Origin of the sequence: Maribacter orientalis (genome assembly GCF_900109345.1) — a bacterium.
In the GTDB taxonomy this organism is placed as follows: Bacteria; Bacteroidota; Bacteroidia; order Flavobacteriales; family Flavobacteriaceae; genus Maribacter; species Maribacter orientalis.
The window spans coordinates 1-17,574 of record NZ_FNZN01000008.1 but is presented as its reverse complement, the minus strand read 5'-3'; the positions used below and the strand labels follow the sequence as shown (position 1 = coordinate 17,574).

Genomic DNA, 17,574 nt, shown 5'->3' with positions numbered 1-17,574 from the left:
TGAAAATAATAGCAATGATTCCTGCCCGATATGCGGCGTCGAGATTTCCTGCAAAATTAATGCAAGATTTGGCTGGTAAACCGGTCATTTTACGAACCTATCAAGCTGCAATACAAACCAAATTATTCGATGAGGTTTATGTAGTAACCGATAGTGAAATCATATATGATACTATAGTTAAAGAAGGTGGTTTGGCCATAATGAGTAAAACAGAACATGATTGTGGTAGTGATCGTATTGCCGAGGCGGTAATTCAAATGGATGTTGATATTATTGTAAATGTACAGGGTGATGAACCTTTTACAGATCGTGAAAGTTTAGAAGGTGTATTAAAGGTATTCGAAAGTGATGTTCATAAAGAAATCGATTTAGCCTCTCTAATGGTTAAGATTACCGATGAAGAAGAGATTAATAATCCAAATACGGTAAAAGTTATAGTTGATAATAGAAATTTCGCGTTATATTTTTCGAGGTCACCAATACCTTATCCCAGAGCCAAAAACGCAAACACAACCTATTTTAAGCATAAAGGAATATATGCATTTAGAAAAAGTGCTTTGATGGATTTTCAACGATTACCAATGCTACAATTAGAAGCAACCGAAAAAATTGAAGCCATACGTTATTTAGAATATGGGAAGAAGATTAAAATGGTAGAAACTAATGTTCAAGGAATTGAAATAGATACACCAGAAGATTTAAAAAAAGCACAGGCCGCATGGAAATAAATTTTGAAGGAATACATGTTATTGGTTTCGATGCCGATGATACGTTATGGGTGAATGAAACTTATTTTCGGGACACCGAGAATAAGTTTGCAGATTTATTGGAAAAATACGAGACCAAGAATAAAATTGACCAAGAGTTATTTAGGACAGAGATAAAAAATCTTGATTTGTATGGCTATGGAATAAAGGGTTTTATGTTATCTATGATAGAATGTGCCCTAGATCTATCAAATAATGAGGTTTCTTCTAAAACAATAGGCGCTTTGTTAGATTTAGGAAAGGAGATGATTTCAAAGCCTGTAGAGTTATTAAATGGCGTTGAAGAGGTTTTGAAGAGTTTGAAAGATAAATATCGACTAATAGTTTTAACCAAAGGAGACCTGTTAGATCAAGAACGTAAATTAGAAAGATCCGGACTTTCTGAGTATTTTCATCATGTTGAAGTGTTGAGTGATAAAAAGGAGAAAAATTATAGTGATTTACTTGAGCATTTGCAGATATCGCCAAGTGAGTTTTTAATGATTGGTAATTCTTTAAAATCTGATGTGTTGCCTTTGGTAGAAATAGGAGCACGTGCCATACATGTACCTTTTCATACTACTTGGGAACATGAAGAAGTAAAAGAACCAATTGAGAATAACGGTTACATGACAATTTCTACCTTGACCGATATTCTGGAATATGTTTAATACTAATGGAAGTAAAAAAAGAAATAGCATTGAAGAATATACCAACTAAAGCTTCGCAGGAATATCGAAATTTTCCGATGGTACCTAGAGTGGTCTATGGTAAGGGTAGTTTCAATACCCTCGGAGATATTTTAATGCCAAAACGGAAGCATTCAGAAGCTCCCATGATATATTTGGTAGATGATGTTTTTGAAGGAAATGAGCTTATTAATCGAATTCCAAGTATATTCTGTGATCAAATCATTTTAATTTCAGCGGAGGAAGAGCCAAAAACAAATCAAGTAGATGCTTTGGTCAGTATGATCCGAGAGAAGTTTACTGAATTGCCTTCAGGTATTATTGGTATAGGGGGCGGTACTTTATTAGACTTGTCCAAAGCGGTTGCTATCATGTTAACTAATAAGGGGAGTGCTTCAGAATATCAAGGTTGGGACTTGGTACATAAGCAATCAATTTACCATGTCGGTATACCTACAATTAGTGGCACGGGTGCTGAAGTTTCTAGAACAACGGTGCTTTTGGGTCCAGAAAAAAAATTAGGTATAAATTCAGATTTTACCACATTTGACCAAGTTGTTTTAGACCCAGAATTAACAAAAGGAGTGCCAAAAGAACAGTGGTTTTATACAGGTATGGATTGTTTTATTCATTGTATTGAATCACTTAATGGAACATTTTTAAATGCCTTCAGTAAAAGTTATGGGGAGAAATCTTTAGAGCTCTGTAAAGAAGTATTTCTTGAGGATATATCAGAGTCTGATAGTAGAGAAAAACTTATGATGGCATCTTGGCATGGCGGTATGAGTATAGCCTATTCTCAAGTAGGTGTGGCCCATGCAATGAGTTATGGTTTAGGATATGTATTAGGAATTAAGCACGGTTTGGGTAATTGCCTTGTTTTTCAATATCTCGAAGAGTTTTATCCTCAGGGTGTTGTATTATTTAATAAAATGCTTTCAAAGCATCAAATTGTATTACCAACAGGCGTTTGTACTAAATTGTCAGAATCTGAAATGGATACAATGATATCTGTCGCCATGGGTATGGAACCATTATGGGAAAATGCCTTAGGAAAAAATTGGAAGTCGTTAGTAACGGTCAAAAAGCTAAAAGCTATTTATCAAAAGATTTAATTTAGTCTAGCTTAAATAGATTTACCCAATTAGCTTACTATATATTCGGAACATTCATATCATGCAGAAAATAGCAAAATTTATTTATTTCAAAATCCTTGGTTGGAAACTTAATGGAGAATTTCCTTCACATTTGAATAAATTTGTGGCTATAGTAGTGCCACATACGAGTTGGTGGGATTTTCTTTTAGGATTGTTAGTACGAGAAGTATGGAATGAAGAAATAAACTATATCGGTAAGAAAAGTTTATTTGATTCACCCTTCGGTTGGTTCTTTAGGTGGACAGGTGGTGCGCCCATAGATCGCACAAAAACCAATGATACGGTAAAGGCAACAGCTCAAATTTTTAACGAACGGAAAAAGTTTAGATTGGCATTATCTCCCGAAGGCACAAGAAAAAAAGTAGAGCGATGGAAGACTGGTTTTTATTTTATTGCGAAAACGGCAAATGTTCCTATTGTGCTTGTGGCATTTGATTATGGAAAAAAAGAAGTAAAGATTTCTGAACCTTTAATTCCTACAGGTGATCAAGAAGCAGATTTTAAAAAATACCATGATTTTTACGAAGGGGTAGAAGGGAAGCACTTATAAATGCTGCTTGAATAATAAAATCCTCAACTTTATTAGGTTTACTTTGTCTCTACCTTTATAGTATTAATTTTTTTTATATCGATTAGAAGTACTTTTTGTTTATCATTAAAAATAAAACCTAGAACATCCTCTCATAAAGAGGAAATACAAAGTCATTTAATTAATAGGTTAAGATGATCGATTTAATTTTTTTATTGATTTTAAAACAAAGGTTTATCGGTTGTTTATAATTTTGGAATTCCATCTTTTTTTCTAATACAATAAGGCAAGTTTAATATTTTAATTCTTACTGGAATTATACTATTTAATCGTTTACAATTAAGATTTAATTAATCGATCAATAAAATTCTACCCTTTGTCGATCAATAAAATCGTTTTACCGTAATAAAAAACCATGACACCTTTTTTCGAACTTATATGCATACCCTTGTCATTAATATATTTTTTGTGATTTTAGATTTTCAAGTTTAAAATTTCCCCCTTCAAAGATGTTATTTATTTCGTACCCCACTTACGAATTTAAATTAACCTATGTAAGTTATGGTTTGTAAAAACCATATTACTGAATGATTAAAATTTACCAATATAAGGCTCAGGTTTTTAAATTATTTTTTTTACCTGTAGTTCATTTTTATCACTTATATCTAAACCTTGAAAGTAGGCGATTTTGCTATTTTCAAGGTTTTCTTGTTTCAAACAAAAACCAAATAAAAGCTTATCTACCAATCCATAAATTTAAAGTACTATGAGAAAAATTACCCTACTGATTGTTTTTGCTTTTTCCTATCTAACTAGCATTGGCCAATCACCTTGTTCACCAATTAGTTCTGTAGATTGCGATGAAATAGTAACCTCACTTCCAATTCAGCTAAATTTTAATGGAACGGATGGCGGCATACTAAATACGGGATTTACCATGGTAGATCCACCTTCATCCCCTTTAACGGCAGACGAGGCAATAAACGATGACAATGTTCTAGGACTTATTAGCGCGAATTTGGATTTCTCTGGGGGTGCTTTAAATGTAACAGCAACCAATGGAATTAATTTTAGTCAGCTTTCGGGATCACCTCAAAGTACATTTACTAATTCACAAATGAATGCCTTAGGAGTAGGTTTTGTCACCTCCACCAATGTTATTGATATTACAGCGACTATAGCACAACCTAATTTTGCAGGTACGACACCTGATAGTGGTTCGCAGCAAACGGGGATTTGGTTTGGTCTGAATGAGAATAATTTTGCTAAGTTGGTATTGGTTAAAAGTAATGCAACCCAACAAAAAATACAGCTAGCCATAGAGCAAGGGGATGGTACAGGGAACACGACTAATTTATCTATTGCCGAACTTAATACGAGCAATTTTAATACTAGTGGCGTGACTTCAATTAGTTTTAGAATTTCCGTAGACCCTTCGGATAATTCCGTTACAGGGTATTATTCTCTAGATGGAGCTGCAGAAATACAGGTAACTGGCGCAACAGATTTCCTTACGGCGCCGGCTAAATTCTTAGTAGGAGTGGATCATGATGCTAATGGAGCAACGGATGAATTAACCTATGCTGGGATCATGACTTCTACAAGAAGGGCTACAGGCGGTTCTATGGTAATTGCCTATGATAGTTTTGGGATAGCAGAAAGTGTAGTACCTACCATTGGTTTTGAAGCGCATGTAAACTTCCAGGATGCCAGCACAGAAGCACCGGCGGGTTATCTGGTAGATTATGGTCTGGCTTTTCCAGCTTCTCCTGTGGAAGGGAGCTATGGCTGGAAATTATTATCCAACGGAACTCCGATAGACGTTTCGGGTGATGGGGGAGTTGGAAGAAACCGTTTAGGGGGTGGATATGCCGCCGCTTCCAATCAAGAAAAACTGGAAGGTACCCTGGTGCATTTTCAAGGAGATAATATTGCTGGATGGGGAGATACTCAACCTAGAAAGAACGAATTGTTTTGGGAATTGGAAATTCCTAATGGTATTTATGAGGTTACTTTAGGCTTGGGAGATAAGGGGTCTGGGAATGTAGACAGTCGTCATACCGCTACCTTGGAAGGCTATACAATTATACCAGCCTTCCGTCCCAATAGTACAGAGACCAGAGTAGCCACTATGATTGTACAGGTTACCGATGGTACTTTAACCATGAATGGTTTAGGAGGTTTTAATTCAAAGATCACGCATATAGAAGTAACAGAAAGTACAGGAACTCCCGTAAACGGGGTATTGGCTTTTACACCCAATTCTGCCAGTCCTAGTTTAGCAGCCGGAGAAGCAGCTACTTTTTTAAGTAACCTTTCTGGAGATGGAGCCACGGCAATTGCTTTAAATATAGAAGATGATCCGGTTAACACGACTGCCGATAACTTCAACGACTGGTTAAGTCTTCCAGCGACAAATATTCCTGGAGAATTTAACTTTGGGATTGATGCCAGTACCTTAGCTGCAGCAGATACCAGAAATACCAGAATAATAGCCACAGCAGCAGGATTTACTCCTGCTATCCTGGATGCCGATCTTACGGTGATAGAAGCGCCAATTGTACCTATAGCATCTCCTTTCCGAATGAACGTGGCTGGTGCAGAATATACAAAGGATGCAGACTTGTATCAGGCAGAAGATGTTTCTTACTTGGTAGAAACACAGCCTACAACGGTATCTAATACATCTTATATGCCATATACTGTTCCGGGAGGACATGAGGATTTGTATTATCCTAGAAGATATGGTCCCGAGTTTAGTTATAATTTTCCTATCGCCAATGGCACCTATACGGTGGCCGTACATATGGTAGAGAATTTCCAAACAGCGGCAAACACCAGAATATTTGACGTTTCCTTTGAAGGCGATGTTTTAATTGATAATTTGGATTTGTTTGCTACTTATGGAAAAGGTGGACTGGCCATATTGAGTTTTGATGTGGAAGTTACCGATGAGGAACTTAATATCGACTTTTTAGCATCTATAAACAATGGTATAGTACAGGCTATTGAGATACTTCAAGTTGCTCAGAGTGATCAAACGGACATACTGTCTTTTGTATTGGTAGAACAAACAGGTGACGCGATTATCGATGCCACAAACCATGAAATAAGCATAGAAGTAGCCAATGGCACTGTTTTAACCACGCTATCTCCCACGATTAACCTATCCGATGGTGCAACCATAGATCCAGTTTCTGGGACTAATGCTGATTTAGACGATGGATTGGCTACCTACACGGTAACGGCAGAAGATGAAACTACAGAACAAGAATGGACTGTAACCATTACGGAAGAAGTTATAGCCGCACAACCCCCAGTAGTATTGGCGCAAACTTTTGAGGTTTCAGAGTTAGCTGCGATCGGGGATGTAGTAGGTACGGTTGTGGCTACGGATGCGGATACGGATGTGGCCGACCTTACCTATGCTATTACCTCAGGGAACGGGGACTTCGCGATTGATCCGGATTCCGGAGAGATTACCACAGTGAGCTTACTAGATTATGCGGTAACGCCACAATATACGCTTACGGTAGAGGTAAGCGACGGGATAGATGCGACCAGTGCGGATATGACCATAGATCTTACCGATGTATGTAATCCTTTAAGTATTCTTCCATGTGAAGAAGTAGTGGTGACTTTACCGGTAAACTTAGATTTTTCTACAGCGGTACCCAATACGATATTTGATACGAACACTTCCGGGACAGGCTTCACGGCGGTTTTAGAAAATTCGGAGGCGAGAAGAGCTGGAGATATTGCTATTTCTGATGCACGACTAAATGGGTATGAGCCATCCTTACTTACTTTAGGTGGAGGAACATTGGCAATTTTATCACAAGGAGGGATTGCATATTTAAATCCTCCGGCTAGTAATAACAATAACAATCAAATCAATACACTAGGAGTTGGTTTGGATAATTTATCGGAGACTATTACCATAAAAACTACCCTCTTAGGTATAACTACCGGTGCAAATTCTGCTCAAGCCGGTATCTGGTATGGTTTTGATGAGGATAACTTTGTCAAGCTAAATGTCAACAACGATAATGTAGAACTCCGTGCGGAACGAGCCGGTATTTCGGAAAACAATACAACGGATCAGCTTCAAGATGCCAATGTAGGCGCCTCTGGAGCGGATGTTGTTTTGGAGATGGTGATCGATCCAACAGCCTTTACGGTAGAGGCTTTTTATACTATAGGAACTGGAGCCAGAACTTCTTTAGGAACTTTATCGCTTCCAGCTAATTATTTTATCGGACGTGATATCAATGTGGCTGGGGGTCAGGACAATGTTTCCTTTGCAGGTATTTTTGCAACACATAGAGCAGGTAGCCAGTTTACCGCAACCTTTGAAGACTTTAGTGTAGAAGCAGCTTCGACTGTCGCACAACCCCCGGTAGTATCGGCGCAAACTTTTGAGGTTTCAGAGTTAGCTGCGATCGGGGATGCAGTAGGTACGGTTGTAGCTACGGATGCGGATACGGATGTAGCCGACCTTACCTATGCCATTACCGCAGGGAACGGGGACTTCGCGATTGATCCGGATTCCGGAGAGATTACCACAGTGAGCTTACTAGATTATGCGGTAACGCCACAATATACGCTTACGGTAGAGGTAAGCGACGGGATAGATGCGACCAGTGCGGATATGACGATAAACGTGGAAGAAGATATAGTTGTTCCGCCTATAGTAGATTTCGCCTTTATCGAAGACTTTGATGTCTTTACTCCTTCCACAGGAGACTTAGTTGCCCTATCAAATGGAGACTGGCTTAAGCAATCTGGAGATGAGGGATTGGCAGGAATACCAGTACTTGAAGAAGGACTTACTCCAAATACAACACATTCTTTGGAAATAAACAGTGCGAGTGCTATTGCAGTACATGATTTCCAAAAACTAATAGACGCTCCTGTTTCTTTAGAAGCTAATGTGCCGTTTTATTATGGGACTTATTTTAAAGTAACACAATTAGGTGCAAGTGATGGAAATAGAATTCGGGTAGCTATTCGTGTTGATGATGACGGGGGAGTAGCCGGCGCCGGATGGGTTCGACAAATTATTGGGAATTACGGTGGTTTTGTTGCACGTTTAGGCCTCGCAGGTTCAGGGTCCAATATGGGACAAACAGCCATAGCCCCCGACCAATTATTGCAATTTGTTGTAAAAGGGGTATGGGATGGTGCCAGCACTATTAGTTATCAGTACACTATTACACCAACTTTAGCCGAAGGAGATAATACTTGGATAGATGCTTCCGCTTCTCAAACGGCATCAGGTACACCAAAGTTGGCAAGAATATTTATCAGCTCTACCAGTACGGCGAATAACGGTAAGATTGGTCCTGTTCGTTTAAGTACAGATTATACTCAGGTAGTAACAGAAGAAATTAATGAAACAGAGTTATTCTGTAGTCCTTTAAGTACTTTAGACTGTGATCAGATTGAGCAAAGCATTCCATTGGCTATTGATTTCTCTTCGGATAACGGTAATCTTTCAAAGTCAGGTTTCACCATGGTTTTGGAGCCTAGTGCAAGACTTGCTGGTGACGATGCTATTGCAGATGTCAATGTACCTGGTTATGCAGCTAGTTTAATTTCTCAAAGTATTGATGGCCTTACTGTAACAAGTACAAAAGGATTATTTTATAGTCAGCTTTCTAGTCAGGGTACCCCAAACAGTGCCAACACAAACTCTCAAATGAATGCATTAGGGATAGGTATTGACGTACCTGGGGTAATTTTTAATATTTCAACATCCTTATTAATTCCAGATTTTTCGTTAAGCGCCGGTAATAGTGCTCAACAATCGGGATTATGGTATGGACTGGATGAGGACCATATCATTAAACTTGTTGTATTCAAAACCGGTGATGCCTCTAGAAAGATTCAGTTGCAGGTAGAGAATATGGATAATACCACGGCAGCTACGGCCTATTTGGAAATTAACACAGCAAATATTCCATCTAATCCAGGTGATGAATTGAGTCTGCGCTTAGAACTAGACCCATTAAGTAATACGGTAAGTGCATATTATGCCATTAATGATGCAACCGAGGTGTTAGTTTCAGATGGTGGAGGTAGTTCGCTAGCTGTGCCGACAAATTATTTTTCAGGCACTTCGTATAATCTAGCAGATTCCAATGCATTGTTAGGTTTTGCAGGTATTTTTGCTTCACATAGAAATGCTGCTGAAGATCAATCTTACAGTACTATTTTCAAACGATTTGAAATAACGGCAGAACCTGAATTACCTCAATTAAGTTTTGATGTTAGTTCTTTGAACTTTAATGGAGCAGTGGGAAGTCTAATTACTTCAAAAACAGTGACATTATCTACCAATACAGGAAACCCTGTAGTTATTTTATCTCCTGACCCTGATGCCAATTGGTTAGTCTTACCTTCAAACCCTACTTTAGGTTCATTAGAAATAGGTATAGCTGCTAATTTACCGATAGGTTCTTATAGTACTACTTTATATGCTATAGACCAGCCAGATGCGGGATATATAAACGGCGAGTTGGTTATTTCGTTAGAGATAACTGAAGAAAACAATGACTTTGCGGTAAATGTTAATTTCTCTGATGGGGCCACGGCACCTCCAACGGGTTATGTTCGTGACTATGGTCTAGGCTATGGGGATAAAGGAAATGGCCTTATTTATGGCTGGATGAATACGGATGGTACAGTAGAATTAGACCTAACCCGAAATGGTAGAATTAGAAATTATATCGTAAATAATGATGATGATTTACGAGTATTCACTTTAATGCATATGCAATATGGTGATGTAGGTGGTGCAAATGGTGAGTCTGAAGAAGGTATTTGGGAAATAGAAGTGCCCAATGGCCAATATAATGTTACTGTAGGTGTAGGTGATCCTGACGTTGATAGTCCAGGTACAACGCCTTTGCATACCATTAACGTTGAAGGAACTAGTCTTGTAAGTAATTACGTCCCAACTGGGGTTGCTGGCGCTTCAACAAGATTTACTTCTGGGTTTGCGACAGTCTTGGTTTCTGATGGTAAATTAACCGTTGATGCAACAGGAGGTTTCAATACAAAAATTAATTCTATTCGAATTGTTTCTGCTAATGGTGGCAGTCAAATACCAAGAGTGGTTAGTTCAACCCCAACTAATGGGTCAATTAATGTTTCAACCGGCGTGAACATTTCTGCCAATAATTTATTCCTTCCAAACTTTGACGGTATAGGTAATTCTGGTGTGGATAATGCTACTATTACAAATACTACGGTAAAATTAATCAAAAATGGAAGTTCAACCCCATTGGCGGCCGGCGTAAACGGAACAGGAGGGGGTGATGCCATTAATTTGGACCCAAATTTACCCTTGGAGCCAAATACAATCTATACGTTCATTATTGATGGAGTTTTAGATAATACCGGGGTAGCTTTTGACTATTACGAATCTACATTTACAACCGGCAGTTCTGGTGGGGGCGGTCCAACTACGGATTTGGACAATGTATCCTTTACCAATTCGGGTGCTGTTGCCAATGGGGCTCAATACTCTACACTTACAATAGGTCCAGATAATAAATTATATGGCTTGGTCATCAGTGGTGATATCCATAGGTGGACCATTGAAACAGACGGTACTTTAAGTAACAAGGAAACGCTGAATAATTGGAAGAGTCCGTCTCAAGGTAATTATGCAAATAGAACCTCGGTTGGGCTAGTTTTTGACCCTAATGCTACCGCATCTAATTTAATAGCGTACCTAACCCATGATTCGGGTGGCTTGAATGGAGCACCTGCATGGGACGGTAATCTATCTAGGCTTACAGGTCCTAATCTTGAAAATCATGATTTGATATTGACCCAATTGCCAAGATCTAAAAAGGATCATTTAACCAATAGTATGGCGTTCAAGCCAGGTGAGCCAAGAGTAATCTATTTTAACCAAGGAAGTAATAGTGCTGCAGGAGCACCAGATAATGCTTGGGGAAATAGAAGGGAAAGACTTTTATCAGCGGCCAACCTTAGACTTGATTTAGACAAATTGCCAGAACAAAATTGGCCATTGAATGTGAAAACAACAATGGATCCAGCGGCAATAAATTCAGTGAATTTAAATTCGCCGACTTTAACTTCTACTGTAGGTACGTATATTGAAGATGGTCAAACATTCACAGACGATGGAACCTATAATCCTTTTTATGTAAATGCCCCATTAACTTTATTTGCCACAGGTATTCGTAATGCATATGATTTGGTATGGCATAGTAATGGACAGTTATATATTCCAACCAACGGTACAGCAGGTGGTAGTAATGCCCCAGCATCGATTAATGGAACTAGAAGACCCGACGGTACTTTTTACGATCATAGTAATCCATCATTATTTCCTGTAATACAGGCTTCAAACAGTAATAATGTTCAAAAAGATTGGTTGTTCCGAATAGACCCTAATACAGATTTAGGTTTTTATGGACATCCCAACCCTTTACTTGGTCAATTTGTATTGAACCGTGGAGATGCTGATGTTAACAATGGTGTATATGATGGAGTTCAAGCAGATATTAATTATCGTGGTGCAGCATTCGATTTTGAATTGAACAAATCACCAAATGGTGTTATTGAGTATAAGAGTAATGCAGAAAATGGTAATTTAAAAGGAGCAATATTGGTTGTACGGTACAGTGGAGGTAGTGATATCATTGCCTTGGTTCCAGACGGGCCTAATGGTGATATTCTAACTGCTAAAACAGGAATACCTGGCTTTAGTGGCTTTTCTGACCCTTTAGATTTAGTTGAGGATGTTACTAACGGAAATATTTATGTGTCTGACTTTGCTCGTAATGAAATTGTGCTATTGAAACCAAGTAATCAAGCCATTCCTACACCATTGATTGTATTGAATACGGAGGAAATAATTGGAGATGCGATTTCAAATTCAAGTAACTATAATGAAGAAATCATCATATCAAATTTAGGAAATGCCGTATTATCCGGTATTACCGCTGAAATAACAGGAGTAAACAGTAATCAGTTTTCATTTACAGGTCTGCCCTCAAGTATTGATACCCAATCTTCGGGATCTTTCAATGTCTTATTTACTCCAACATCTAATGGTCCTAAGTATGCGGAGTTGACTATTTCAGGGACAGGTGCAGAGGCTGTAGTTATTGCATTGACCGGTTTAGGAAAAGCTGGAACAGGAGGAGCAAATGAACCTTCTTTACAATGGGTATTAGATACCCAACTAGGTAATGGAGTCATTAATGTAGGTGATACCAACCCAGCAACAAATGTACTTGATCTGCCAAATGGGACTGCCTATAACGATTTGTTGGGAGACGAGATTTCGTCTCAGAAATTTGAAAGAGCTACAGATGCGCCAATAACTTTAGAGTTATTAAGTGTGTACGGTCCTACTACCAGTAACCCTGTAGTTGCCTTTGGATATTACGAAAGCGGAAATGCTATAAATACCAATGAGCTATTTACAATTTCCAATTCACCAACTAGCAATGGGCAAACGTTAAATGCACCTATAACAGGATCAACTGAATTTGACCCTGGTCTTGGAACTTTTGGCTTCTACAGTAGATGGCCGGCTTTTAATAATAGACAATTGTACAGCGAAGATGTACTTAATACATTTACTGGAGCCATACCACATCATGTAAGGGTATATGAATTACCTGGTGAAAGTAACGCCTATATTATCGCAACCGAAGAACATATTTCTGGTTTTGACTATCAAGATGTTGTTGTTATAGCTAGAAATATTAGACCCTTTGGTGGTTTACCAAAAATTGCGGCCGATCCCAATGAATTGGTCTTTGAGATAACTACTAATGGTCAAAGTCCAACAACTGAAACTAAATCGGTAGTGGTAAGTAATACGGGAACAGAAGTTCTTAATATTTCATCGGTTGCTATTGAGGGTGCTTTTGCCGATCAATTTAATGAGGTACAACCATCTGGTGTAGCGAGCATTGAAGTAGGGGAAAGTATAACCTATACGGTTACTTACGCACCGGATATCAATGGAAATAATCTTGGGTATCAAGATGCAAGTTTAGTTGTACAAAGTGATGATAGTACCAACCCTAGTTTCTCTATTGGTCTTTTTGGATTAAAGAAATCAGGATTTGAAGGAGGAAACGAACCACCTCTACAAGATGTCGTTAATGCGTTGGGTATTGGAATCAACGTAGGATGGACAAACCTTTCGAATGGAACTAACCCAAATCCGGTTGGTGATGAAGTTGAGGTGGAAAGATGGGTAAAGGCATCTGATGCACCTGTTAATATAATTCCAGTTGGCCGTTATTCGCCAGCAGAGACAATCCCCTTTGGCTGGTATACAAATGATGGTAGCATCCTTACCAATGAAGTCGGAATTTTGGATGGAACGCTACCAGAGGCCCAAACCTTGTATCCTGATATTTCAGATGGCGCCTCAGTTTTTGATCCTTTAGGATCAGTATTTGGAATATATGTAGAATCTAATGTGTTCAATAGAACCAATTATACGGAAGATGCAATAAATACAGAAGTTGCCCATAGAACAAGAATTTATCCTAATAAAGATAGATCGGGTGCTATAATTGAGAACAGTTACCTAGTTGCATTTGAAGATGCATCAAATGGCGATTATCAAGATTATATGTTTATAATAGATAATGTGATTCCTTATGAAGATGGTATATTGGCATTGAATTTTAACAAATCAAATCTTGACTTTGTAGCTTCACTAAATCAATTGGATGTTCAATCCCAACAACTTTCAATTTCAAGAAATGGAGGTATTACTGCACAAGAAATAACAATGCTTAGCAGTGAAAATTGGGTTGTATTACCAAATTCGTTCGATATAAATTCACCATTTGATATAGGCGTTGATATCTCTAATTTAAGTAGAGGTACTTACCAAGCAACGATTACGGCGACTGCTCCAAATTATGAAGAGGCTAGTATACTGATCAATTTGAATATTACCAATGAATTGGTTTATACCTATCAATTTAACTTTCAGGATCCAGATGATTTAGAGGTTTCTCCGATAGGGTATATAGACGATATTGGGTTATCGTACGGTATTCAAAATACAAGCTTGGGCGATCTAACCTATGGTTGGGTACTACCGGGTACTTCAACACCGGCTGATGCAGGTGCGAATGCAAGAAACAGGAATACAGGGGCAAATGATGATGTATTAGTAAAAACCTTTACTATAATTGGACATAACACTCCGGCAAGTTTCCCAACTCGTGATTGGCTTTTAAATATTCCGAACGGAACATATTCTGTGAATATAATGGTTGCGGGTGATCCTGATTATACAGATAGTAATCATGTTTTAGATGTAAATGGTATCACTTTAGTAGACTATAATGAAGGTGTGATTGCTCAAGTTGATTATCAACCTTTTGAGTCCACTTCACTGGTTGAAGTAACCGACGGCATCTTACGTTTAGGGCTCAATCCAAATGGGGATAACGCCAAGGTGAGCTATATAAGATTGGCACCAGTGGATATTTCTATTCTTCCACCAACAATTGTAGCCAGCTTTGAAGGTAATTCAAGTGCGCCGAATACATATCGTGGGTCTGTTGAGGTTTCTTTATCTGCAACCGACGAGAGTGGCAGTGGTGGTATTGCAAGCTTGGAATATAGTTTAGATGGCAACACTCTGGTAAATTATACCACACCGATTAACGTAGTTGGTGAAGGTGTTCATACGTTACTGGTAACGGCCATTGATAATAACGCCAATAGCTCCGATAAAACTTATGAATTTACAATAGATCCTGCAACGGGAGCATTGTTGGCCATTGAAAATATGACCAAAGTACCAGGAACGGACAGAGGATTCCCTGCAGATGATTATTATACCTTTCATCGACTAGGAAATCCTGGTGCGGCATTGGTTCATGACTCAAATGTCATGCGATTAAACAATACAGGTACAGGTGTACTTATAGTGGATGAAGTTATCGTCTCTGATGATAATGATTATTCCTTTGAATTGTTTGATGCTACCGGTATGCAAATAGCTGGGCCTGATTTTTCAATACCAGTTGATAGTTATGTTGATGTTGATGTTACTTTTATTGGAGGTACAAGTACTACTAATAATGGAATTTTCGTTGAGAATATTGAAATTGTCTCCAATGCCGATAATGCCATAGAAAATATGGCTACGTTACATGGTGCCTATTCACCTCAACCAGAAGGGGGTGATGAGATTAATGCGCAACAAGTTTTTGATGCCTTTGGTTTTCAAACTAGTATGTTGAGTTTTGTAAATGACGATGGTAATGTAGTACCTAGTCCCACAACAAATCCAAGTTCGAATTTTCCAAATCCTGAGAATATTGATGCAGGTTATGAGGGTGATATGATTTTGTCCAGTAATTTTGTTCAGGCAGATCCTACTAAACCGGTAATTGGAATTCAGTTATCCGCTTTACATGGAGGTCCTGGTTCTAATGGGGCAAAGTTTATTGGCGAGAATGATGGAAATGTTGTAGGAGGAATTAATTTCTCACACGATGCTAATTGGTATCAAACCTTACTACCTAAAAAAGGAAATACTATTAATTTTGATACTGCGACCTTAATTGATACGCCTTTTAGAATCGATGTTTCAGGTCAAAATACATCTGGAAGAACCAGTTCTACAGGTCAAGAATTATTGGGTCTTAGGTTATACAAGGTGATTGATAAGAACGGAGATGTTATACCTAATGAATATATAGCCGTAATGGACTTTATAGCAGATGGTTGCGGAGCTGGCTCCGCAAATTGTGATTGGAATGATAATACGTTCTATTTCATAAATATCCGTCCTGAAGGTGTGCCTACTTCATTGCCAATAGAAAATCTATTTGTTAATGTAGGTGAAGAATTTTCACTCGATATTTCTGAATCTTTTGATTCTGGTTATCCAGGTAACATTTTAACATACTCAGTGTCTAACGCACAAGGTAACTTGCCTAGTTGGGTGAAAATTGATGCCCTGAGCGGAATTCTTTCTGGAACACCAGCTATAGATGCACCTGTAAGCGTTGAGGTTGTTGTTTCTGCAATAGATTTAAATGGTTTACAGACCACTACATCTTTGAATATACTTATCAATTTACCTCCAGTTGCACAAGATGATGAAGTAACACTTTTTCAAAATGTGGAGACACTATTGGATGAATTGTTAACTAATGATTCTGAACCAAACGATCAAGCCTTTACAATTACTTCAATAGACACTCCTTTAAATGGGCAAGCTGTAATTCAAGAAGGTGGTTTGGCGGTACTATATACACCAAATTTAGATTATGTAGGTGCCGATAGTTTTATGTATATTATAGAAGACGAATCAGGATTAACCGCAACAGCTACTGTTAGTTTAACGATTGCGGCAGAAAATCAAGCACCAGTTGCAGTTTTAGAGTCTACTATAGAATCAGGTCAGGCAGCATTGTTCGTTGAATTTACTGGAGCTAATTCTAGTGATGAGAATCCGGGAAGTCTAAATTATAATTGGAATTTCGGTGACGGATTAGGAACATCAACAGAAATTAACCCAAGTTATACTTTCACTTCGGCAGGTCAATATACTGTTGTATTAACAGTTACAGACACTGAAGGTTTATTCGATAGTGCTACGAAAACCATTACGGTATCGGCGCCACTAAATACAGCACCAATTGCATCGGCTACAATTACGCCTGTTGCCGGTGTTAATTCATTGGAGTTTAACTTTAGCGCCAGTGATTCAAGTGATTTGGAAGGTAGTATTAGCTATTTGTGGGATTTTGGAGATGGTACAACATCAACGGAGGAGATTGTAAATCACACTTATGATGCACCTGGTTTCTTTACCGTAAAATTAACCGTTACTGATTCAGAAAGTTTAACGAATAGTGTATCAAGTGAAATAGAGGCTAAGGAACCAATTGTCAATAATTTCGCTCTACGTATCAATGCGGGTGGACCTGCCTTGGTGTACCAGGGCGAGGACTATGTTGCTGACCAGTATTCGGTCGGCGGTAAGTCGTTCACGAACGCGTCTGCTCAGGTACCGCCTTTATATAGGACGGAGCGCAGTGCATCTCCACCGACCTTTGGTTATACTATTCCATTGGCCAACGGTAATTATGAGATAACGTTACATTTTGCCGAGATCTATTGGGGCGCCACTGGCGGCAGTACCCTTGGTGGGGCCAACAGACGTGTATTCGACGTTGTTATAGAAGGGGCGACCGTGCTTGACGATTTTGATATAAACGCAACGGTAGGTACACAGACGGTAACGACAAGAACGTTCCCTGTGACCATCACCGATGGTGTATTGAACATGAACTTTGATGCACAGGGATCTGACGGTGTGAACGAGCCTAAGCTTTCGGCGATAGAAATAATAGGCAACAGTGCCAACGAATTACCGGTAGCGGTTGCAAGTGCCAATATAACAAGTGGTA

At 38.7% G+C, this 17,574-nt stretch carries 5 protein-coding genes; all 5 read left to right on the top strand.

The genetic code is table 11. The features are described from left to right. Window positions 1–14 precede the first annotated feature (14 nt). Window positions 15–728 carry a 3-deoxy-manno-octulosonate cytidylyltransferase gene (gene kdsB / locus BMY56_RS14920; protein ID WP_177170987.1) on the top strand — a complete coding sequence of 238 codons (714 nt, stop codon included), beginning with the start codon at window positions 15–17 and terminating at the stop codon, window positions 726–728. Next, window positions 719–1,417, top strand: a complete 699-nt coding sequence (locus BMY56_RS14915; RefSeq protein ID WP_091625990.1) for an HAD family hydrolase — start codon at window positions 719–721, stop codon at window positions 1,415–1,417. Before kdsB ends, BMY56_RS14915 begins: the two co-directional genes overlap by 10 nt. A 5-nt stretch (window positions 1,418–1,422) precedes the next feature. Further along, complete coding sequence (locus BMY56_RS14910; protein WP_091625987.1) at window positions 1,423–2,550, top strand: iron-containing alcohol dehydrogenase family protein; 1,128 nt, start codon at window positions 1,423–1,425, stop codon at window positions 2,548–2,550. A gap of 61 nt (window positions 2,551–2,611) precedes the next feature. Next, window positions 2,612–3,142 (top strand): 1-acyl-sn-glycerol-3-phosphate acyltransferase, encoded by a 531-nt coding sequence (locus BMY56_RS14905; RefSeq protein ID WP_091625984.1) that lies wholly within the window; start codon window positions 2,612–2,614, stop codon window positions 3,140–3,142. Between the two features lie 745 nt (window positions 3,143–3,887). Beyond that, the coding region (locus BMY56_RS14900; protein ID WP_143057830.1) for a malectin domain-containing carbohydrate-binding protein at window positions 3,888–17,574 on the top strand (13,687 nt) is incomplete at its 3' end.